The sequence below is a fragment of the Stenotrophomonas humi genome (assembly GCF_001431415.1).
GTDB classification, from domain to species: Bacteria; Pseudomonadota; Gammaproteobacteria; order Xanthomonadales; family Xanthomonadaceae; genus Stenotrophomonas; species Stenotrophomonas humi.
Genome location: NZ_LDJI01000022.1, coordinates 21,959 through 43,150 on the forward strand (window position 1 = coordinate 21,959; position 21,192 = coordinate 43,150).

Annotated in this window: 24 protein-coding genes; 10 read left to right on the forward strand and 14 right to left on the reverse strand. The window is 64.4% G+C overall.

Features of this window, described 5'->3' with window-relative positions; genetic code table 11:
* Window positions 1–104: 104 nt before the first annotated feature.
* From ABB26_RS12045 to ABB26_RS12055, 3 genes are all read left to right on the forward strand, one after another.
* Window positions 105–686: a mechanosensitive ion channel family protein gene (locus tag ABB26_RS12045; protein WP_057634454.1), complete on the forward strand. Its 582-nt coding sequence runs from the start codon at window positions 105–107 to the stop codon at window positions 684–686.
* Between the two features lie 424 nt (window positions 687–1,110).
* Window positions 1,111–2,307, forward strand: a complete 1,197-nt coding sequence (locus tag ABB26_RS12050; protein WP_057634457.1) for a sugar transporter — start codon at window positions 1,111–1,113, stop codon at window positions 2,305–2,307.
* Between the two features lie 76 nt (window positions 2,308–2,383).
* The gene (locus ABB26_RS12055; protein ID WP_057634459.1) at window positions 2,384–2,902 is read left to right on the forward strand and encodes a GNAT family N-acetyltransferase; all 519 of its coding nucleotides are present in this window, start codon (window positions 2,384–2,386) and stop codon (window positions 2,900–2,902) included.
* On the opposite strand, the gene ABB26_RS12060 is transcribed toward ABB26_RS12055, so the two are convergent.
* Complete coding sequence (locus ABB26_RS12060; protein WP_057634460.1) at window positions 2,899–3,165, reverse strand: DksA/TraR family C4-type zinc finger protein; 267 nt, start codon at window positions 3,163–3,165, stop codon at window positions 2,899–2,901. The two genes, ABB26_RS12055 and ABB26_RS12060, sit on opposite strands and share 4 nt — an antisense overlap.
* Window positions 3,166–3,256: 91 nt before the next feature.
* Window positions 3,257–3,811: a DUF2058 domain-containing protein gene (locus ABB26_RS12065; protein WP_057634463.1), complete on the reverse strand. Its 555-nt coding sequence runs from the start codon at window positions 3,809–3,811 to the stop codon at window positions 3,257–3,259.
* Window positions 3,812–3,892: 81 nt separating this feature from the next.
* On the opposite strand from ABB26_RS12065, the gene ABB26_RS12070 reads away from it, so the two are divergent.
* Together ABB26_RS12070 and ABB26_RS12075 are read left to right on the forward strand one after the other, a co-directional pair.
* The gene (locus ABB26_RS12070) at window positions 3,893–4,390 is read left to right on the forward strand and encodes a M48 metallopeptidase family protein (protein ID WP_057634466.1); all 498 of its coding nucleotides are present in this window, start codon (window positions 3,893–3,895) and stop codon (window positions 4,388–4,390) included.
* A 65-nt stretch (window positions 4,391–4,455) separates the two neighbouring features.
* Window positions 4,456–5,169 (forward strand): RNA pseudouridine synthase, encoded by a 714-nt coding sequence (locus tag ABB26_RS12075; RefSeq protein ID WP_057634468.1) that lies wholly within the window; start codon window positions 4,456–4,458, stop codon window positions 5,167–5,169.
* A 109-nt stretch (window positions 5,170–5,278) separates the two neighbouring features.
* Here ABB26_RS12075 and ABB26_RS12080 read toward each other — a convergent pair whose 3' ends face one another.
* From ABB26_RS12080 to sstT, 3 genes are read right to left on the reverse strand one after another with little or no spacing between them, the layout of a single operon-like run.
* Complete coding sequence (locus ABB26_RS12080; RefSeq protein ID WP_057634470.1) at window positions 5,279–5,581, reverse strand: AzlD domain-containing protein; 303 nt, start codon at window positions 5,579–5,581, stop codon at window positions 5,279–5,281.
* Window positions 5,578–6,300, reverse strand: a complete 723-nt coding sequence (locus ABB26_RS12085; RefSeq protein WP_057634472.1) for an AzlC family ABC transporter permease — start codon at window positions 6,298–6,300, stop codon at window positions 5,578–5,580. Before ABB26_RS12085 ends, ABB26_RS12080 begins: the two co-directional genes overlap by 4 nt.
* A gap of 4 nt (window positions 6,301–6,304) precedes the next feature.
* Entirely contained in the window at window positions 6,305–7,513 is a 1,209-nt protein-coding gene (gene sstT / locus ABB26_RS12090) for a serine/threonine transporter SstT (protein ID WP_057634474.1), read from the reverse strand.
* Between the two features lie 122 nt (window positions 7,514–7,635).
* On the opposite strand from sstT, the gene ABB26_RS12095 reads away from it, so the two are divergent.
* The gene (locus ABB26_RS12095) at window positions 7,636–9,210 is read left to right on the forward strand and encodes a phospholipase D family protein (protein WP_057634476.1); all 1,575 of its coding nucleotides are present in this window, start codon (window positions 7,636–7,638) and stop codon (window positions 9,208–9,210) included.
* Between the two features lie 15 nt (window positions 9,211–9,225).
* On the opposite strand, the gene ABB26_RS12100 is transcribed toward ABB26_RS12095, so the two are convergent.
* A complete protein-coding gene (locus tag ABB26_RS12100) occupies window positions 9,226–10,314 on the reverse strand; it encodes an HDOD domain-containing protein (protein ID WP_083490810.1) in 1,089 nt (362 codons plus the stop codon).
* A 78-nt stretch (window positions 10,315–10,392) separates the two neighbouring features.
* Window positions 10,393–10,683 (reverse strand): hypothetical protein, encoded by a 291-nt coding sequence (locus ABB26_RS12105; RefSeq protein ID WP_057634480.1) that lies wholly within the window; start codon window positions 10,681–10,683, stop codon window positions 10,393–10,395.
* A gap of 127 nt (window positions 10,684–10,810) precedes the next feature.
* Between ABB26_RS12105 and ABB26_RS12110 the strand changes: the two genes are divergently transcribed.
* Window positions 10,811–11,599, forward strand: coding sequence for a carboxylesterase family protein (locus ABB26_RS12110; RefSeq protein ID WP_057634482.1), 789 nt, complete (start codon window positions 10,811–10,813; stop codon window positions 11,597–11,599).
* A gap of 102 nt (window positions 11,600–11,701) precedes the next feature.
* Here the strand turns inward: ABB26_RS12110 and ABB26_RS12115 are convergent, their stop codons facing one another.
* The gene (locus ABB26_RS12115) at window positions 11,702–12,337 is read right to left on the reverse strand and encodes a LysE/ArgO family amino acid transporter (RefSeq protein WP_057634484.1); all 636 of its coding nucleotides are present in this window, start codon (window positions 12,335–12,337) and stop codon (window positions 11,702–11,704) included.
* A gap of 135 nt (window positions 12,338–12,472) precedes the next feature.
* Between ABB26_RS12115 and ABB26_RS12120 the strand changes: the two genes are divergently transcribed.
* Together ABB26_RS12120 and phaZ7 are read left to right on the forward strand one after the other, a co-directional pair.
* Complete coding sequence (locus ABB26_RS12120) at window positions 12,473–13,378, forward strand: LysR family transcriptional regulator ArgP (RefSeq protein ID WP_057634486.1); 906 nt, start codon at window positions 12,473–12,475, stop codon at window positions 13,376–13,378.
* Between the two features lie 127 nt (window positions 13,379–13,505).
* A complete protein-coding gene (gene phaZ7 / locus ABB26_RS12125) occupies window positions 13,506–14,645 on the forward strand; it encodes an extracellular native short-chain-length polyhydroxyalkanoate depolymerase PhaZ7 (protein ID WP_057634488.1) in 1,140 nt (379 codons plus the stop codon).
* Window positions 14,646–14,654: 9 nt separating this feature from the next.
* Here the strand turns inward: phaZ7 and ABB26_RS12130 are convergent, their stop codons facing one another.
* Window positions 14,655–15,407, reverse strand: a complete 753-nt coding sequence (locus tag ABB26_RS12130) for a transporter (protein WP_083490811.1) — start codon at window positions 15,405–15,407, stop codon at window positions 14,655–14,657.
* 119 nt (window positions 15,408–15,526) lie between these two features.
* Window positions 15,527–16,450 (reverse strand): M14 family metallopeptidase, encoded by a 924-nt coding sequence (locus tag ABB26_RS12135; RefSeq protein WP_057634493.1) that lies wholly within the window; start codon window positions 16,448–16,450, stop codon window positions 15,527–15,529.
* 195 nt (window positions 16,451–16,645) lie between these two features.
* Here ABB26_RS12135 and ABB26_RS12140 point away from each other — a divergent pair, with 195 nt between their 5' ends.
* Window positions 16,646–17,017, forward strand: a complete 372-nt coding sequence (locus tag ABB26_RS12140) for a glycine zipper 2TM domain-containing protein (protein ID WP_057634496.1) — start codon at window positions 16,646–16,648, stop codon at window positions 17,015–17,017.
* A 71-nt stretch (window positions 17,018–17,088) separates the two neighbouring features.
* On the opposite strand, the gene ABB26_RS12145 is transcribed toward ABB26_RS12140, so the two are convergent.
* From ABB26_RS12145 to cyoB, 4 genes are all read right to left on the reverse strand, one after another.
* Window positions 17,089–17,973, reverse strand: a complete 885-nt coding sequence (locus tag ABB26_RS12145) for an acyltransferase (RefSeq protein WP_057634498.1) — start codon at window positions 17,971–17,973, stop codon at window positions 17,089–17,091.
* 244 nt (window positions 17,974–18,217) lie between these two features.
* Window positions 18,218–18,559: a cytochrome o ubiquinol oxidase subunit IV gene (gene cyoD, locus ABB26_RS12150; protein ID WP_057634501.1), complete on the reverse strand. Its 342-nt coding sequence runs from the start codon at window positions 18,557–18,559 to the stop codon at window positions 18,218–18,220.
* The gene (gene cyoC, locus ABB26_RS12155; RefSeq protein WP_057634503.1) at window positions 18,559–19,197 is read right to left on the reverse strand and encodes a cytochrome o ubiquinol oxidase subunit III; all 639 of its coding nucleotides are present in this window, start codon (window positions 19,195–19,197) and stop codon (window positions 18,559–18,561) included. The genes cyoD and cyoC overlap by 1 nt, the downstream gene beginning before the upstream one ends.
* Window positions 19,194–21,191 carry a cytochrome o ubiquinol oxidase subunit I gene (gene cyoB, locus ABB26_RS12160; protein WP_057634504.1) on the reverse strand — a complete coding sequence of 666 codons (1,998 nt, stop codon included), beginning with the start codon at window positions 21,189–21,191 and terminating at the stop codon, window positions 19,194–19,196. The genes cyoC and cyoB overlap by 4 nt, the downstream gene beginning before the upstream one ends.
* Window position 21,192 lies beyond the last annotated feature (1 nt).

The following is a 21,192-nucleotide window of genomic DNA, read 5'->3' on the forward strand; positions in this document are numbered from 1 at the left end:
CCCCTTCGCGGTGGTGAGCGCCGGACACCCGGCATAACCACCACGCCAGCAGACCGGCGTACTGCAGACTCCCCGGGTGCCTGCAGTCAGCAAGGAGATTGAAGATGAAGCAGTACCTGCCACCCTCGATGCATGACTGGATCGGCCCGCTGACCACCGGTTTGAACATCGTCGCGATCCTGCTGGTGGCCTTGCTGCTGCGCCTGCTGACCCGCCGCCTGCTGTCCCGCCTGGGCCGCCACTACACCCTGCCGCAGCCCATCGAGATGGCCATCCGCCGGCTGTCCAGCTTCATCATCTGGACGGTCACGGCGCTGGCGGTGCTGGACCGGATTGGGGTGCAGCCATCGGTGCTGTGGACCGCCTTCACCGGGTTTGCCGCAGTGGGCGCGGTGGCGTTCTTCGCGGCGTGGAGCGTGCTGTCCAACGTGTTCTGCACGTTCCTGATCTTCACCACCCGCCCGTTCCGCCTGGGCGACCAGATCGAACTGCTGGAAAACGGCGAGAAGCCGGGACTGAAAGGCAGCGTGGTGGACATCAACCTGATCTACACCACCCTGCATGAGATCGGTGGCCCGGCCGAGGGCACCTTGATGCAGATCCCCAACAGCCTGTTCTTCCAGCGCGGCCTGCGTCGCTGGCGCGGGGGGGAGCCAGTGCACGGGGTGATCGAAGGGGATGGTTGAGGGAAGACCGGTCGCAGTTGGAGCCGAGAAAGAGTTCCCTCCCTTCTCCCCTTGCGGAAAAAGGTGCCCCGTAGGAGCGGATGAGGGGAGCTTTGGGCTTTGAGCCGTTTCTACTGAGAGCAAGTACTGAAGATCTAGAGCGCCCTCACCCCAACCCCTCTCCCGCGTGCGGGAGAGGGGCTTTGGCATTCTGGCTTTCGGTGAGCCCGCAACGCCCTTGCACTCACCCCGTGCGCGCTGAGCCGCTGCCGGTCAACCAGCCAGCCGCCCTATGAATCACAGCATTTCACTCGTGCTGCGCCGCAACATGCGAAAATCGTCACTGATTCCCCGGTCTTTCCGACCGCACCCTTCGTAAACGATGTCCTCCTCAGCCAACTCTCCCTGCTCTGCCTGCCCGGCAGACACCACATCGCCCGTTGCCGTGATCCCGGCCGAGCCGAGCGATCGCCAACGCTGGTTCAGCGTCATCGCGCTGGCCTTGGCCGCATTCGTGTTCAACACCAGCGAGTTCGTCCCGGTGGGGCTGTTGAGCGATATCGGCGGGGCGTTCGGCATGCCCATCGAGCATGTCGGACTGATGTTGACCATCTATGCCTGGGTGGTGGCACTGACCTCGCTGCCCTGCATGCTGCTCACCCGCAATTTCGACCGGCGCAAACTGCTGCTGGGTGTATTCGCGCTGTTCATCGCCAGCCATGTGCTGTCCGGCATTGCATGGAGCTATCCGGTCCTGATGGCCAGCCGCATCGGCATCGCACTTGCACATGCGGTGTTCTGGTCGATCACCGCATCGCTGGCGGTGCGCATGGCGCCCGAAGGCAAGCGTCCGCAGGCACTCGGCCTGTTGGCCACCGGCACCTCGGTGGCGATGGTGCTTGGCATTCCGCTGGGCCGCATTGTCGGTGAGTGGCTGGGTTGGCGCGTTACTTTCATGGCGATCGGCGGCGTCGCGCTGCTGGTGTCGCTGGTGCTGGCGCGCCTGCTGCCTGCCCTGCCCAGCCAGAACAGCGGCTCGGCCAGCAGCATCCCGCTGCTGCTGCGACGCCCGGCGCTGATGGCGTTGTACGTGCTGGTGGCGGTGGTGATCTCGGCACAGTTCACCGGCTACAGCTACATCGAGCCGTTCGTGCAGAAGATCGGCGGCTTCGATGCCCACGTCACTACCTTGGTACTGCTGCTGTTCGGCGGCATGGGCTTCATCGGCAGCGTGCTGTTTTCGCGCTACGGCCTGCGTTGGCCGCGCGGTTTCCTGTTGACCGCCATCGGCACCCTGGCTGCCTGCCTGTTGCTGCTGCGCACCGGCCTGGGCAATGCATGGATGCTGTACGTGCTGGTCTCGGTGTGGGGCGTGGCGATGATCTCCTTCGCGCTGTCGATGCAGTCCAAGGTGCTCACCCTGGCCTCCGACGCCACCGATGTGGCGATGGCGCTGTTCTCCGGCATCTTCAACATCGGCATCGGTGCCGGTGCGTTGATCGGCAGCCAGGTCAGCCTGCACCTGGGCATGCAGCACATCGGCCTGGTCGGTGGGCTGATCGCCACGGCCGGCTGGCTGTGGTGCACGTTTGCATTGCTGCGCTGGAGCGGCAGTTTCCGGGTACCCGCCACCCGACACTGATACCCGGCAGCCTTCGCACCCGGCCACCTCCACTGCCGTTATGCTCGGCGCAGGACAGGGCAGACAGGGGCGGCCGATGGACTCAACCAGCACACTTCGCGATGCGACCGCTGCTGATGCCGGCGCACTCAGCGCACTGGTCACCCCGCTGGCCCGGCACCTGCTCGACGCTGCTACCGGCGCCAGTGCCCATGCCTTTCTTGCCACGCTCACGCCCGACAGCTTTGCCCAGCGCCTGGCGTCACCGCAGTTTGCGCACTATCTCCTCGAGCGCGATGACCAGCTGTGCGGCATGATCGCGATGCGTGACGGCAGCCATATCCATCACCTGTTCGTGAACCGCAGCACGCGGCATCAAGGCATCGCCCGCAGGCTGTGGGAACACGCGCTGCACGTCCACGGCCGTCGCGACTACACGGTCAATTCCTCGGAAGTGGCGGTACCGGTCTACGAGAAATTCGGTTTCGCTGCCAAGGCCGCGCCGCAGACGGTCAAGGGTGTGCGCTTCGTATTGATGGAACGACCACGCCTGGTGCGGCCAGTGGTCCAGAAGCAGTACCTCAACGAACTGCTGCCGCAGAACGGCAAGCACTAGCGCAGCTGGCTGTCCTTGCTGCCGCGCCGGTTATAACCACTGGCGCTGGCATCTTCGGCATCGTGTGCCTGCTGGCAGGCAACACACAGGCGCACGCCTGGCACCGCCTTGCGCCGCGCATCGGGGATGGGCGCGTCACATTCCTCGCAATGTTCCAGGCTGGGGCCGCTGGGCATGCGGCTGCGCGCACGCTTGATCGCGTCCTCTACCGTGGCGTCAATTTGATCCTGAACGGCGGTATCGCCCGCCCAACCGGTGGCCATGGCTGGATGCTCCGTAGTAACCGGCATCCAGCCTAGCGCAGTTGCCAGAGTGCAAGGTCAACGTTGCCACAACGGCCAATACCACAGGCGCTCACCACATCAGATCGTCAGGCACCTGGAACTGGGCATAGTAGGCATCGTCCTCGGCATTGCCGGTGGAGATGGGGGTGTCCTCGCTCTGGCCGTGGTCGAGCACGATCAGCTCGGCAGCGCGCGTGCGTACCTGCTCGGCAGCCACCCGTGCCAGCAGCTCGAACCCATCGCCATGGCGCACCACCACCAGCGCACCGGCCGCCAGCTGCTTGCGCAGGGCCTCGCTGACCAGCAGGGTCCGGATGATTTCGCCGTCGTTGAAGCGGTACTCCAACTCACCGCCACGCGGCAGTTTGCGGTCGCTGATGATCTGCCGCGCCTGCGCGCGCAGTTCGTCGGCACGGCGCAGGGCATTACGCTCAGCCGCCAGCTCGCGGTCCTTTTCAGCCTTTTCAGCACGCACGCGGTCGGCCTCGCGCTGGCTTTCGGTCGGCGCCGCCGGGCCTTTGCCATGGCGCGCCTTGACCTGTTCACGGGCCACCTGGGATACCTGGGATTTCTTCACCAGCCCAGCCTTGAGCAGTTGTTCCTGCAGCGGATTTGCCTTTGCCATCGTCGTATTCGTGTTCTGTTGCCGATGGCTGCCATGATACCCATCGGCTCCCCACCCCGCCCGCAAATCCGTACACCGACGATGCAGACCCTGAAGTACCTGAATGGCTATCCCGAACCCCTGCAGCAACGCGCCCGCGAGCTGCTGGCAGAAGGCAAGCTCGGCGAGGCGGTTCGCCGCCGCTATGCGCAGCCGCACGCAGTGCGCAACGACCGCCAGCTGTACGACTATGTGCAGACGCTGAAAGACCGCCATCTGCGCCAGTCGCAGCCCTTGGGCAAGGTGCTCTACGACGCCAAGCTGCAGGTGGTGAAGCACGCGCTGGGCACGCATACGGCCATCTCGCGCAACCACGGCGGCAAGCTCAAGGCCAGCCGTGAAATCCGCATTGCCAGCGTGTTCCGCGAGGCCCCGGCCGAGTTCCTGCGGATGATCGTGGTGCACGAGCTGGCGCACATCAAAGAGGCCGATCACAACAAGGCCTTTTACCAGTTGTGTCTGCACATGGAGCCGGATTACCACCAGTTGGAGTTCGATATGCGCCTGTATTTGACCGCGCTGGAACACGAACCGCGCTGACCCCTGTGTTCGCGACTGCGACGCATCGGCGCTACACTCCCCGCCCGCCGTAGAACACCGTATCCATGACCTCGCCCATCCGTCTCGACAAGCGCTTGTCCGCGCAGCTGCAATGCTCGCGTGCCCAGGCCCAGCAGTACATTGAAGGCGGCTGGGTCAGCGTGGACGGCGTGGTGGTGGAAACCCCGCAGACCATGGTCACCGAAGAAGTGGTGACGCTGGCCGACAACGCCAACACCGAGGGCGCCGAGCCGGCTACGTTCCTGCTGAACAAGCCCGCCGGCGTGGGCGCCGGTGGCCTGCTGGCGCTGATCCAGGAAAGCAGCCACTTCACCGACTACGCCTCCAGCCAGCAGCATCTGCTGCGCCGCCATTTCCAGCGACTGGAAGTGCCGATGCCACTGGATGACGTTGCCAACGGGCTGGTGGTGCTGACCCAGGACTGGCGCGTGCGCCGGCACCTGATCGAAACCGGCCCGTCACTGGAGCAGGAGTTCATGGTGGACGTGGAAGGCGAACCCAGCCCCTGGGCGATGTCGCGCCTGACCCAGGGCCTGATCTACGAAGGCCGCAGCCTGCCGAGCTGCAAGGTCAGCTGGCAGAGCGAGCAGCGCCTGCGTTTCGCCATCAAGGATGTGCGCCCGGGCCAGTTGCAGTACATGTGCAGCGAAGTGGGCCTGACGGCCACGCATATCCGCCGCCTGCGCATCGGCCGCATCGGCCTGAGCAAGATGCCTGAAGGCCAGTGGCGCTTCCTGATGTCCAGCCAGAAGTTCTGAGTCACGCGGAAACCTGACACCCGCGCCCTCCGCGGAATTGCGACACCGCCGGCCGCCGATTCATGCGAGCGCCGGCATTGCGCGGCGTGGCATCCCCGCCAGGCCGGCGTTACAACAAGCGCAGCAGCGCGGCGGCAACCGCCCCCAGCACCACCACCAGAAGAAACGGCTCGCGCAACGCCAGCGCCACGGCTGCGACCAGCAGCGCGCCCATGCGCGCGTCGAATGCGAGCCCCTGCCCGGCGGACAAGGCGTTCATCGTCGTCAGTGATGCCAGCAAGCCAATGGTCAAGGTGCCTGCCACGCGGCTCATGCGCGGTGATTCCATCCACCGCACCGGCACCAGATAACCGACGAACTTGAGCGCCCAGGCGGCCACGCAGGCCAGCATGATCCAACCCCATAAGGTCATCGTGACGCCTCCTTGTCCGACACCGGCGCCACATCCGGCTCCAGTCCTTCGTCGGCCGGGCCTTGCCCGAACCAGCCCCAGATCGCCGCCACCGTTGCGGCCAGCAGGATCGGCACACCCGGCGGCACCCACGGCAGCGCCAGCATCGTCACCAGCGCGCAGACGATGGCAATGGCCACAGGCTCACCCGAGCGCAGACGCGGCCACAGCAATGCCAGAAACGCCGCCACCGCTGCACCATCCAGGCCCCAGCGGCGCGGATCGCCCAAGGCATCTCCCAGCAACGCGCCCACCAGGGTGAACAGATTCCACAGCAGGTACACGCCGATACCCGCCACCCAAAACCCACGCCGCTGCTCGGCCGGCTCGCTCTGGCTGGCGGCAGTGGCGGCGGATTCGTCGATGGTGACCTGCGCGGCCAGCGGCCGCAGCCACCCACGCGGCATCAACATGCGGTTGATCTGCGCGCCATACACCGCATTGCGGATGCCCAGCAGCGTCGCCGCCGCGAATGCCGCGTTACCCGCGCCACCTGCGGCAATCACACCAATGAAAGCGAACTGCGAGCCACCGGTGAACATCAACAGGCTCAGCACCGCCGTCTGCGCGACGCTGAAACCCGACGCCACTGCCAGCGCACCGAAGGAAATGCCATACAAGCCCGTGGCGAGCGCTATCGACAAGCCAATCCGTACCGCTGGCGTAAGCCGCTCGCGCATGCGATCAGCCTCGCCCGCGTGCCTGCTCGGCGGCAGCGACGAACACCACGTCGGTGGACGAATTCAATGCGGTTTCGGCCGAATCCTGCACCACGCCGACGATGAAGCCCACCGCCACCACCTGCATCGCGACGTCATTGGAAATACCGAACAAACCGCAGGCCAGCGGAATCAGCAACAGCGAGCCGCCCGGCACACCGGATGCACCACAGGCACCGATGGCCGCCAGCACGCTCAACAGCAGCGCGGTCGGCAGGTCCACCGTGATGCCCAGCGTATTGACCGCCGCCAGGGTCAGCACCGAGATGGTGATCGCCGCACCGGCCATGTTGATGGTCGCGCCCAGCGGAATGGCCACCGAATAGGTTTCCTCGTGCAGGCCCAACTTGCGGCACAACTCCATGTTGACCGGGATGTTGGCCGCCGAAGAACGGGTGAAGAACGCGGTGATGCCACTCTCGCGCAGGCAGCGCAGCACCAGCGGGTACGGATTGCGACGCGTCACCAGCGCCACGATCAGCGGGTTGCCGACGAAGGCCATGAACAGCATCGCGCCGATCAGCACATACAACAGCTGCAGGTAGCCCTTCAGCGCTCCCAGGCCGGATTCGGCCAGCAGCGAAGCGACGATGCCGAACACGCCCAGCGGCGCCAGCTTGATCACCGCACGCACCAACCAGGTGACAGCGTCGGACAGATCACCCACCAGCGTGCGGGTGCCGGCGCTGGCATGACGCAGCGCCATGCCCAGGCCCACTGCCCAGGCCAGCAGGCCGATGTAGTTGGCGTTGAGCAGCGCATGCACCGGGTTGTCGACGACCTGCATCAGCAGCGTCTTGAGCACCTCACCGATGCCGCCCGGGGCGGTCATGCCGGCTTCGGCGGCGACTTTCAGGTTCAACACGCTGGGGAACAGGAAGCTGGCAGCTACACCGACCAACGCAGCCGCCAGCGTGCCGATCACATACAGCGCCAGGATGAAGCGGATGTTGGTCTTCTGCCCATGCTTGTGGTTGGCAATGGAGGCGGTGACCAGCACCAGCACCAGCACCGGTGCCACGGCCTTGAGCGCGGAAATGAACACCGTGCCGAGCAGCCCCACCGCCGTCGCCCCCTGTGGCCAGGCCATCGCCAGCACGATGCCTGCAAGCAGGCCGATGACGATCTGCACCACAAGGCTCGGTGCGCGGAAGGAACGGGAACGGTCGATCATTGGCAAAGCCCAGGGAACGCAAACCCCGATTCTCTCCCAGCTTCCCCCCGCTGACACCTCCGGAACGTCACGGTTGCCCGATTACCCTGACCCGCAACCCGGAACCTCGCTAGGATGCGCGCATGGAAACTACCCGCTCCCGTGGCCGCAAGCTGTTGCGCCTGTTCGGTTACATCATCGCCGCACTGCTGTTGCTGGTCGCCAGCGGCCTGCTGCTCGGCGACCATCTCACCCCCAAGGCGCTGGGCACTCCCTCACAGGCGATGCCGCTGCAGCCCGATCAGACCCTGATCGACCGCTCGCTGGCACCGATGCTGGCAGAGCATCCCGGCGAAAGTGGCGCGGTCTATCTGTCCGAGGGACTGGAAGCCTATGCCGCACGTTCCATCGTCACCCGCCAGGCCGGGCGCAGCCTGGACCTGCAGTACTACATGTGGCACGACGACATGGTCGGCCACCTGCTCGCCAACGATGTCTACCAGGCCGCCGAACGTGGTGTGCGCGTGCGCCTGCTGCTGGACGACATGAATGCCGCCGGGCTCGACGCGCAGATGATGGCGCTGGACACCCACCCCAACATCGAGATCCGCCTGTACAACCCGTTCCGCAACCGTGACGGCCTGTGGCGGTTGCTGGAAATGGTGCAACGTGCCTTCAGCATCAACTACCGCATGCACAACAAGGCCTGGATCGCCGATGGCCGGGTGGCCATCGTCGGCGGCCGCAACATCGGTGAAGAGTATTTCGACGCACGTCCGGACGTGAACTTCCGGGATCTGGACCTGCTGCTGGCCGGCCCGGTGGCCGCCGACGCCAGCCGCATATTCGACACGTTCTGGAACAGCCAGGAAGTCGTGCCGATCAGCGCGCTGCAACACAACACCAAGCAGCAGATGAAGAACTTCATCGACCAGGCCAAGCTCGAAGCCCGTGAGCAGGAAGCGGTGCCCTACCTGCAGCGGGTCCGCGCGCGACTGGACGACAGCTACCTCGGCAACCGGCTGGCACTGCACTGGACCTCGCAGGTGCATATCCGCTCCGACCCCCCGAGCAAGCGCAAGGATGCCGATCCCCGTGACTGGCTGGTCACGCACCTGGCACAGGAGCTGGGCAGCGCCCGGCACAAGTCGCTGCTGATCTCGCCCTATTTCGTGCCCGGTGCCGCCGGCACCAAGGCGCTGATCGGCCAGGTGAAGAACGGCGTGCAGGTCGGCATCATCACCAACTCGCTGGCGGCCAACGATGTGGCCGCCGTGCACAGCGGCTACATGCATTACCGCCGGCCACTGCTGGCCGGTGGCGTGCAGCTGTACGAACTGAAATCGCATGGCCACACCGGGCGTGCATCAACCTTTGGCAGCAGCGGTGCCAGCCTGCATACCAAGGCGTTCGTGGTGGATGACCGCCGCGGCTTTGTCGGCTCGTTCAACCTGGACCCGCGTTCGGCCTACCTCAACACCGAGATGGGCGTGCTGTTCGATGACCCGGTACTGGCCGCGCGGCTGCGCAGCGAATACCTGCGCCTGTCGGATGCCGATCTGAGTTACTGGGTATACCTGAGCAAGGGCTCGGATCTGCGCTGGCTGGACCGCAGCGCGACACCGCCGATCACCTATCGCACCGAGCCGGACACCACGCTGCTGCAGCGGGCCACCACCCGCGTGATCAGCTGGCTGCCACTGGAGTCGCAGCTGTAGCGGCGTAATCGCTGCTCAGCTGTTGCCGGCAGGTGCCTGCCGGTTCACCCGCTTCCACAGCCACACCACGACATGCGGCGGCAGCTTGGTCGACAACGCGGCCAATGCCTGTTCCTCCGACATGCGCCCACCGGCATGCAGCATGGCCGCACTGGCCGCCAGGCGGCCCACATGCAGCGACCGCGCCAATCCGGTCGGCACCTGCGCATCGACGTCCCGCAACGCCTGCATGATCGGCGGCGCCAGTTTCCAGTGCTCGGCGATGCGTATCGCCGTGGGTACGGTGCAACGCTCCAGCGCCTCCAGCAAGGTCCCCGCCTCGCGCGTGCGCAGCGGCGAGCGGGCCAGCACGTCGGCGGTGGCCTGCATCACCATCGCCCCGCTCAACCCCAGCAGCAGCCCGGCCAACTGTGCGGCAAAGCCGTCTTCCTGCTCCATGCTGCGTGCATGGTCAGCCGCAGCCAACGACAGGACCAGGGTGTAATCCCACAGTTGGCGCGCGAACACCGCATCCTCGCCGCTGGCGGCCTGCATCACCGGCTGCACCAGTGCGGCGGAAATGATCTGGCGGATGCCATCGTTGCCGATCAGGGTCACCGCACGCTCGATGCTCTGCACATCCTGCCGCTGCAATCGATACAGCGGGCTGTTGGCGATGCGCAGCAAGGTGGCGGCAAGCACCGCGTCACTGCCGATGATGCGCGCGATCGAGCGCGAGGACGCCGCACTGTCATTGACGCTCTGGATGAGCTGCGGCAGCAGGTTCGGGCGGCGAGGCGTATAGCGCGAGGAAAGATCGGCGCGGGTCAGCGCGGCATCCACGTCGTCAACCACCGCGCGCTGCACACGCAATGGCGCATCGTCCGCCACGGCCAGCGCATGCAGCAGAAAACGCCGCTGCAGGTCACCGACGGCCACCGCTGCAATGGCAACCGGCAAGTCGGTTTCCACGGGCGCGACGTCGCGTGTCCTGCCGCTCGGCGTAGCCGTCTGCACACGGCCACGCAGCCAGAACCAGGCGATACCGCCCACGATCACTGCTGCCAGGATTGCCGAAAAGATCACCATGCCGAAAGTGGGAAACGCCGATGCGGACCAATGCATGTCATATCGGCAGCCAGCTCGGCTTCTTCAACAGCCCGGTGCTGACTGGCGCTGACCATTCCGCACGGCATCACGGCATCACGGCTTCATCTGCTCCAGGCGAACCCCCATCGGCCCCTGCAACGAGCCATCCTCGTTGACGGTGAAAGCCACCGGCTCGCCCTCGGATCCCGGCACATGCACCGTCACGGTATCGCCCTCGCGTACATACCGCGCCTGCTGCACCTGGCCCAACAGCGACACCGAGGCCTTGCCGTCGGCCTCGAAGGTATAACGCAACAGCTGCGCCGAATCGCTGTAGGTGCCACGCGGGCCTTGGCTGCAGGCAGCCAGCAGCGTGACCAGGGTGACGATCAGCAAATTCCTCATGCGGGCATCTTCCAGAAGGTGCTGCCGTGGCAGCCACGGCGTTGGCCCACAATTCTGGCATATCGCCTGCTGCCTGCTGCCGGTGTTGGGTTAGGCTGCGGCGACCTTCCCGCCATGGCCGGCCCCGATGCGACGCACCCTGATGCTGCTGTTCCTGTCCGTGTTGGCTGGCTGCGCCAGCAGTTCCACCGTTACTGGCGATCCGGGCGGCTATTTCGTTGCCCGTGAACTGGCAATCGAAGGGCGTCAGTTCCGCTACCGGGTATTCGTGCCAGCCGCGCACGTGCCACGACCGCTGCCGGTGCTGCTGTTCCTGCATGGCTCGGGCGAGCGCGGCGACGACGGCATCAAGCCCACGCAGGCCGGCGTCGGCCCGTGGATCACTCAGCACAAGGACAGCTTCCCGGCACTGGTGGTGTTCCCACAGGTGCCAGATGACGAAGAGTGGCGTGGCCGCAACGCGCGCATGGCGCTGGCGGCACTGGATGCGGCCAATGCCGAATTCGCCACCGACCCTGCACGCAACTACATCAGCGGCATTTCCATGGGCGGGTACGGCACCTGGGAACTGGCGCTGACCCGGCCAACGCAGTTCGCCGCGGTGATGCCGATCTGCGGCGCGCTCCTGGCACCGCGTGCGGAGCGCCCCGGCCTGGTGGTTGATCAGGTGGCCGGCAGCGCCGATCCCTATGAAACCGTTGCCTCACGCCTGCATGGGGTACCGGTGTGGATGTTCCATGGCGCGCTCGATGCACTGGTGCCCCCGCGCGACGATCGGGCCATCGCAGAGGCCAGCCAGAAACGGCAGGCTGGCTTCCGCTACACCGAGTATCCGGACACCCAGCACAACGCCTGGGATCCGACCTACCGAAATCCTGCCGTCTGGGAATGGATGTTCAGCCAGCGGCGCCAATGAAGGCATCTGCTCGGTTGAAGCGGGCAACAAGGGATACAAGAAGGGCGATCACGCTTTCCGCATGATCGCCCTGTCTTTGCCCGCAATGGCCGTTGCCTGCGCTCAGCCAACCCCACGCAGCGCCAGGGTCAACGCCAGCACGCTCAGGATCACCGCGATGGTGCCATCGAGCACGCGCCAGGTGGACGGCTTGGTGAACAGCGGTGCCAGCAGCCGTGCACCCAACCCCTGTGCGGTCAGCCACACGCCGCTGGCGGTAACCACACCCGCCGCGAATGCCATGCGCGATTCACCGAAGTTCTCGGCGATGGAGCCGATCACCATCATGTCCAGCCAGAAGTGCGGGTTGATGATCGAAAAGCCCGCTGCGGCCATCAACGCCGTCCGCAGGGACTGTTCGGCATTGTCATCCAGCTGCATGCCTCCGCCACCCTGCATCGCACGCCGGGCCGACATCACCGCATAGCAACTCAGGAACGCCACACCGCCCCACAACAGCACCGTGGTCAACCACGGCATCTGCTCGGTAAGCGTGCGCAACCCGGTCACACTGGCCAGGATGAAGACCGCATCGATGGCAAAGCAGGTGGCGATGATCGGAATCACGTGCTGGCGCATGATGCCTTGGCGCAGGATGAACGCACTCTGCGCACCAACAATGGCAAACAGACCGATACCGATACCTGCCCCACTGAGCCAGGCGCTGCCGGCGGCTTGGGCGGAAACAACAGAAAACATGGGGGAACTGCCTTTTTTCGGGGGAGGGTCGCAGCGGGAAGTACCCACCGGCACGACCGGACGCGGCAATTGTCGCAATGCAGCATCAAAAAGTAGAGCTAAACTTCGTTAACCATCTTTAGCGAAACTTAATTCATGCGCATCGACCATTCGCAACTGCGTGCACTGGCGGCGGTCATCCGCGAAGGCAGCTTCGAACGCGCGGCCCAATCACTGAACGTCACCGCCTCGGCGATATCGCAACGGATCAAGGCGCTGGAGGACCGGGTGGGAAAACTGCTGGTCAAACGCAGCATCCCCACCGAGGCCACGCTGGAAGGCCAGGTGCTGGTACAGCTGGCCGAACAGACCGCCCTGCTGGAGCGGGATGCCTTCGAGCGCATCGGCATCTCCGACAGCGAGCTGCCGCGCGCCAGCATCCCGGTGGCGGTCAATCACGACAGCATGGAAACCTGGTTTCCGCAGGCCGTGCATTCCTTCTCCCAGACCACCAGCACCACCCTGGACCTGCATACCGAGGATCAGGACCACACCGTCGCGCTGCTGCGCCAAGGCGCCGTGCTCGGTGCGGTCACGACCTTGTCCGAGCCCGTGCAGGGTTGCCAGATCCACGAGCTGGGCAGCATCCGCTATGCCGCAACCTGTACGCCGGAGTTCCACGCGCGCTACTTCGCCAAGGGTGTGAACGCCCAGTCGCTGGCCCAGGCACCGGTGCTGGTGTTCAACCGCAAGGACGACCTGCAGGCCCGCTATGCCCGGCGCATTGCCGGCATCGACCAGCCGTTGAACGCACCGACCTGGTGGATTCCCTCCACCCGCGCCTTCGTCCACGCCAACCTCGGCGGCCTCGGCTGGACCATGAACCCGCTGCCGCTGGTGCAGCAGCAACTGGAAAGCGGCCGGCTGGTCTACGTGAAAGCCCGTGCCTGGGAGGATGTACCGCTGTACTGGCAGCACTGGAAGGGCGAAGTGAAGACCATGGCGCTGCTGACCCGCGCGATCCTGCAGGCCTCATCCATGCTGGTGCGGAAACGGAAGTAAGCCGCACCGGCCACTCACCACCCGGCACTTTGCTGCGCTGCAAGTTGCCCCAATGGACAGTGCCGCACCGCCGCCCGCAGCTGGATGCTGACCGGACCATCAGGACCCACCTGCCCGGAGCTGCCGCATGTCGATCATCCGATCCATTCCCGTCGTTGCTTCATGGTTTCTCGGCGCCGTCGCCGTTCCGCTCGCAGGCGCGCTGGCACTCATGCTCCCCTCCAATGCCGCCGCATTGGATTGCGGCAGCAACAACGGCTACACCTGCACCGGTGCCGCCACCCAGTACGCAGGTGGCTTCAACCCCGGCGTCGGCCAGGGCGGCTTTGGCGGTGGTACCTGCACCGCCACCCGGACCCCGGTGGTGTTCATCCCGGGCAACGGCGACAGCGCGATCAGTTTCGACATGCCTGCCGGCGCAGTCAGCGGCTACGGCACGCCGCCGCTGTCCACCTATGCCGAACTCAAGGCAGCCGGATACAACGACTGCGAACTGTTCGGCATCACCTACCTGAGCGCCAGCGAGCGCGCCGCGCCGCAGAACAACTATCACTCACCGGCCACCTACCAGGTCATCAAGACCTTCATCGACAAGGTCAATGCCTATACCGGCAAGAGCCAGGTGGACCTGGTGACGCATTCGCTGGGTTCGACGATGGCGTTGGCGACGATCAAGTACCACGGCTACCAGGGCAGCGTGCGTCGTTTCATCAACATCGCCGGCGGCCTGCGCGGCCTGCAGACCTGCCGCAGCACCGGCTATCAATCGGCCCTGGCACCCACCTGCAATGCCGAGGCCTATGTCTTCCCGTACAACTACTACACGTTCGGCCTGTATCCGAGTACCGGCGTGACCTACTACGGCTACAACCGCTGGACCGGCAGCGGCTCGGGCAGCCTGCGCACCTTCCCGGCCAGCTACAGCAGCATTCGCTTCTATACGATCACCGCCGGGCTTCGCGATCAGGTGCATTGCTTCACCACCAGCTACAGCGCCGGTTGCGGTGATGGCGCACTGTTCAACACGTCCACCAATGTCTACGCACAGGTGGACGTGGGCGCAGGCAGCAGCGCTTACAGTTTCGACTGGGATTGGAGCGACGGCAGCCCTTACAACTTCGGTGGCGGTGATACCAGCAATGGCGTTGGCCACTTCCGTTCGAAGAACAACAGCGGCGTCATTGTCCGCAACATGCTCACCAGCGACTGCACCAGCAATTGCGCCGCCGGCTACAGCGGCGTGTATGGCCCTGCGGTCAATCGCTGAGCGGGACCATCAATCAAAGTACAAGGCCAGGCCCACGCCGCCCTGCCAGTCGATCGTTTCGTTGTCCAGCCCGCGCAGGAACGAGGCATCCAGCTGCAGCCGTGGCGTGGCCATCCACGTCACGCCGGCACCGGCCGCACGCATGTACTGCGCGCCGGTGCCGTAACCGCCTTCCACATACGCCGACGCGCTTTCTCCCAATGGAAAGCCGTAGCTCGGCGAGAAAAGCCAGCCGCTGCCGTTGTCACCCCATTGCCGGTCGGCATACAGCGCCAGGCTGGTATCGGCCGGCAATCCCCAGGCCATTGTGACCCCGAGGTCATAGTCGTGACAGCCGTCGCCCAGCGGTGCACGGCCCCATGGCAGCGTTGCACCACCTTTGAATGCCAGCGAGAACTGCTCGCCCTGCATCGCCGGCGCCCACTTCAGCGCGACGCTGCCGTCACCGCTGCCGGTATCACGCTCGCGAATGCCAGCGCCGCGTACCCGGAGGCCGCCCCAGGTGTCAGCGCCCAGCTGCAGCTCGGTGGTTGCGGATAAACCCAGCCGCAGCAGCGTGTCGGCTGTCCAGGCCGTTGTGGTGACCCCGTCGCTGCGGTCGCGACTACCATCGGGCAGCCCCTGCTCCCAGACGAAGACGCCCTTGCCCACCGTGCTGGTGGAAAAACCGATGCCGGGGCGGTCGTACTCGGGCGCCTCGCCGGCCCATGCACTCATGCTGGCCGAGACCAGGATCGGGAACATCACGAGTCGTCGTTTCATACTGTGATGCTCCCATGCTGGCGCGCAGTGATTGTGTGAAGCCGGGACGGGTTGCGCTGTCCAGCCCCATGTCGCTCGAGAGGAGAAAGCGCGTTCCCCTCATCGAACGGCAATCACTCTCAGCCCTTGAGCAGTGCGAAATCCAATGCACCGATCACCGCCGCCACCTGCGCGTCATTGCACTGCTGTGGCGTGGCCTTGGCGCTGTCCGGATAGACCTCGGTGGTGGTCGTGTAACGCGCACCGCTGACACTGGCGCACAGCCCCAGCGCCTTGAGCGGGTATTCGATCACGCCCGGAGCCACCACCGGCGAACCAATGATCTCGCCGCGCGCATCGGCCGGGGCGATATGCGTGACCTTCTCCACTTCGGCATTGACCGCCTGCTGGAACGCCGGCTGACGGTTGTCGCTGTCATCCACCAGATAGAAGCCATCCGGAATCTCGCCCGGCTCGAACGGCTTGCCATCGCGCGCGGCCAATGCCGGACGGAACTCGCTCTCGTCGGTGTCGGTGGTTTCGTGCAGATCGATGTGCATCACGATGTGGCCCTTCAACGGTGCCACCAGTGCCATCAACGCAGCCGATTCCGGTGCAGGACTGTTCGGCACGAATGAACGATTGGGGTCCAACGCCAATGCGTTCCAACGCTGGACACGCTCATAGCCCCAGGGGCTTACGCACGGCACAACCAGCAGGTTGCACTTCCCGGCATAGTCAGCCGCATGCTGATCGATGAACTGCAGCGCACCCTGCACGCCGCTGGTTTCGTAACCATGTACGCCGCCCGTGACCAGCATCACCGGCAAGGCATCGTTCCAGTTGCGGCTGCGCACCGCCAACAACGGATAACGACCGCTTGGATAATCCAGTTCACCGTATTGCGACACGTCAAAACGTTCGCGCAATGCATCGATCTTCGCCACCACTTCATCGGCATGACTGCGCTGCACCACCTGGCGCTCCAACCACTGCGCGCGTTCGGACGCACCCCACGGCTGGCCCGGCGTACCCACCGGATAGAAAGCGGCAACAGTATTCATGCGGTACCTCGTTGAAGATGACGGTCAGGCGCGCACTCTACACCCAAGCCGCGCTGCGTTCAGTTGCCGAAAGCCATGCAGGATGAACCCCGCTTCAACCCGGGTGCCCGGCCTTCACTTCCGGTTTTCCCGCAAGCGCGCAGGGTTGTCGCCAGGGATCCCCATCCCGGTTGCCAACACTCGGAGGAGAAGATCATGCGCACTTTCCACAACACACTTGCCACCACTCTCGTCGGATTGGGAATGCTGGTCGCCGCCAGTGCCCAGGCGCAGACCTACGGCCCTCGCGATGAAGGCCGCCGTTTCAACGATGGCAGCCGGGTCGAATGCCGCAAGGTCGAAGTGGCCAACAATGCCCGTGACCAGAACCGTATCGCCGGCACCGCCACCGGTGCGGTGGTCGGCGGCCTGCTCGGCAACCAGGTTGGCGGTGGCAGTGGCCGCAAGGTCGCCACCGCTGCAGGTGCGGTGGCAGGCGGTCTGGTCGGCCGCAATGTCCAGGGCCGCAACCAGGAACGCAACGGCCAGCGGGTCGTCGAGACACGCTGCGAACGCGTTTACCGCTAGACCACCCCATCCCCCTGAAAACGACAAAGGCCCCGAAGGGGCCTTTGTCGTTCGATGACCGTCATATGGCGTCAGGCCTTGCCTTCCAGCATCGCGGCGATCTCGGCGTCTTTCTGCACCCACAGGCTGTTCATCCACTGCTGGAACTGCGCACGGTAGGTGCGATCGTCCTGATAGTTGCCCCCCATCAGCTCGGCCGGAATCGGCAGCTTGCGCACCAGCACCTTCACTTCCGGCAGGCGGTTGGCCATCAGGTCGATCATCGACGGGATGCCCTTCGGGTAGACGATCGTCACGTCCAGCAGCGCGTGCAGGCCCTTGCCCATCGCGTCGAGCACGAATGCCACGCCGCCCGACTTGGGCTTCAGCAGATACTTGAAAGGCGAATTCTGCCCGTCATGCTTTTCCTGGGTGAAGCGCGTGCCTTCGACGAAGTTCATCACCGCCACCGGGATGCTGTTGAACTTCTCGCAGGCCTTGCGGGTGACTTCCATATCGCGGCGCCCCAGCTCCGGGTTCTTCATGATCTGCTTGCGCGTGTAGCGACCCATGAACGGGAAATCCAACGCCCACCACGCCAGCCCCAGCATCGGCACCCAGAACAGCGAACGCTTCAGGAAGAAGCGCAGCAGCGGGATGCGACGGTTGAACACCTTCTGCAGCACCAGGATATCCACCCAGCTCTGGTGGTTGGCCAGCACCAGGTAGTGGCCATCGCGATCAAGATCGGCCAGCCCGCTGACCTCGAAACGGGTCCGGGTGAACATCCGGATCATGGCGCTGTTCACGCCGATCCAGCTCTCCGCCAGACCGGTCAGCAGCGGATTGCAGGCCCGGCGCACCGCTGCAAACGGCAACACTGCCTTCACCAGCGCGACCACGAACAACGGCAGGCAATGCACCACCGTGTTGATGGCAACCAGCGGCAGAACCAGAGCGACACGCAACCACACCATAGAAATACCGGGGACTAGTCCGAAAGAGGGACAGGGTAGCAAAGAGCGGCAGTGAGTGAAGCGCACTGGGGAATACATGGCAGCGCGGGGCTGCCGCCCGTGAGGCAGCCCGCTGCATCGTCGATTCGAGCAGCTCGATGGGTGCGCGGGCCCGCACCGCGCGCGTTCCACTCCGGCTTCAGCCCACTCACGAAAAAGGCCGCCTCACGGCGGCCTCTTTCTACTGCGGTAACGGACTGATGGCTCAGCCCATCATGTGGTAGTTCATGTTCCACATGACCCACAGCGTGCCCAGCACGATGATGCCGATCACCACCAGGGTGAACAGGCCGGCGCTGACGTTCCAGCGCTGTGCCGAGGAGCGGTCCAGGTGCAGGAAGAACACCAGGTGCACCAGCAGCTGCAGGATGCCGGCGACCACGATCACCGCACCGGTGGCGAAGCTCGAGGACAGCCCGCCACTCATCACCACCCAGAACGGGATGATGGTGAGCACGGCTGCCAGCAGGAAGCCAACCAGGTAGGACTTGACGCTGCCGTGGCTCTCGCCGCCGGCACCGTGTGCATGATTGTCATGTGCGGACATTACATAGCTCCCGACAGGTAGACGACAGAGAACACGCCAATCCAGACCAGATCCAGGAAGTGCCAGAACAGGCTCAGGCACGCCATGCGGGTCTTGTTGCGCGGGGTCAGACCATCGTTCTTGAGCTGGATCAGCATCACCAGCAGCCACAGCATGCCGGCACTGACGTGCAGACCGTGGGTACCGACCAGGGCGAAGAACGCCGACAGGAAAGCACTCTTGTCCGGGCCGTGACCCTGGTGGATCAGGTGGTTGAACTCCCAGATTTCCATGCCCATGAAGCCGGCACCCAGCAGCCAGGTAACGGCCAGCCAGAAGAACATCAGGCCCTTCTTGGACTGGTGCAGGGCAATCATGCCCAGGCCGAAGGTCAGCGAGGACACCAGCAGCAGCGCGGTTTCCCATGCCACGAAGGACAGGTCGAACAGGTCCTTCGCCGCCGGGCCACCGTTGGTGCCGCCAGACAGCACCACGTAGGTGACGAACAGGGTGGCGAAGATGAGCAGATCACTCATCAGGTACACCCAGAAACCGAAGACGGTGTTCTCGCCGGCGTCGTGATGCTCGTGATGATCATCCCCATGGCCCGCCGCGTGCGCGGCGGAACCGTGGGTCATCGTGTGGGCGTTGTGGCTCATGCCTTCACCTCGGTCTTCACCAGGCCCTGGGCAACCAGGTGCTTGCGGTGTTCATTTTCGATACGTTCGACTTCAGCAGCCGGCACCCAGTAGTCCACGTCCTTGTCGAAGGTGCGGTAGATGAAGGTGCCGATCATGCCGACCAGGCCGATGATGGCGAACACCCACATGTGCCAGACCATCGCAAAGCCCAGCACCAGGCTGAAGGCGCCGATGACCACACCGGTACCGGTGTTCCTGGGCATGTGGATGTCGCTGTACTTGGCCGGCTTCGGCCACGCTTCGCCACGCTGCTTGCGCTGCCAGAAGTCGTCCAGCTCCTCGCCCTTGGGCAGGACGGCGAAGTTGTAGAACTGCACCGGGGAAGCGGTTTCCCACTCCAGGGTACGTGCATCCCACGGATCGCCGGTCAGGTCGGCATTCTTCTTGCGGTCGCGGATGGACACGGCGATCTGGATCACCTGGCACAGGATGCCGAAGGCGATGATCGCGGCGCCGACGGCGGCAACGATGAAGAACGGCTGGTACTCCATGTTCGGGTAGCTCTGCAGGCGACGCGTTGCACCCATGAAGCCCAGTGCGTACAGCGGCATGAAGGCCACATAGAAGCCGATGAACCAGCCCCAGAACGCACGCTTGCCCCAGGTTTCATCCAGCTTGAAGCCGAACATCTTCGGCCACCAGTAGGTGATGCCGGCGAACATGCCGAACACCACGCCACCGATGATGACGTTGTGGAAGTGCGCGATCAGGAACAGCGAGTTGTGCAGCACGAAGTCGATGGCCGGGATCGCCAACATCACGCCGGTCATGCCGCCGATGGTGAAGGTGACCATGAAGCCGATCGTCCACAGCACCGGTGAGGTGAAGTGCACGCGACCGCGGTACATCGTGAACAGCCAGTTGAAGATCTTCACGCCGGTCGGGATCGAGATGATCATCGTCGTGATGCCGAAGAAGGCATTGACGTTGGCACCCGAGCCCATGGTGAAGAAGTGGTGCAGCCACACCAGGAACGACAGCACGCCGATGGCACAGGTCGCGTAGACCATGCCCTTGTAGCCGAACAGCGTCTTGCGCGAGAACGTGGCGATGACTTCAGAGAACACGCCAAATGCCGGCAGCACCAGGATATAGACTTCCGGGTGACCCCAGATCCAGATCAGGTTGATGTACAGCATGGCGTTGCCGCCACCATCGTTGGTGAAGAAATGCGTGCCCAGGTAACGGTCCAGGGTCAGCAGCACCAGGGTGATGGTCAGTACCGGGAAGGCGGCAATGATCAACAGGTTGGTGACCAGTGCGGTCCAGCTGAACACCGGCATCTTCATCAGCGGCATACCCGGGGTACGCATCTTGAGGATGGTGATGAAGAAGTTGATGCCGCTCAGCGTCGTACCCAGGCCTGCGACCTGCAGTGCCCAGATGTAGTAATCCATACCGACGCTTGGGCTGTACTCCAACCCCGACAACGGCGGGAACGCCAGCCAGCCGGTCGCGGCGAATTCACCGATCCACAGCGAGATCATCATCAGGGCGGTGCCTGCGACGAACAGCCAGAAGCTCAGTGAGTTCAGGAACGGATAGGCAACGTCGCGTGCGCCGATCTGCAACGGCACCACCAGGTTCATCAAACCGGTGATCAGCGGCATGGCCACGAAGAAGATCATGATCACGCCGTGCGCGGTGAAGATCTGATCGTAGTGGTGCGGCGGCAGGTAGCCTTCGGCACCACCGGCGGCAATGGCCTGCTGGGCACGCATCATGATCGCGTCTGAGAAGCCGCGCAGCAGCATCACGAACGCCACGATCAGGTACATCGCACCGATCTTCTTGTGATCCACCGAGGTGAACCACTCCTTCCACAGGTAGCCCCACAGCTTGAACTTGGTGATGGCCGCAACAACGGCCAGGCCACCGAGCATCGCGCCGATCAGCGTGGTGAGCACGATTGGATCGTGCGGCAGTGAATCAAGAGAGAGTTTTCCAAGCATC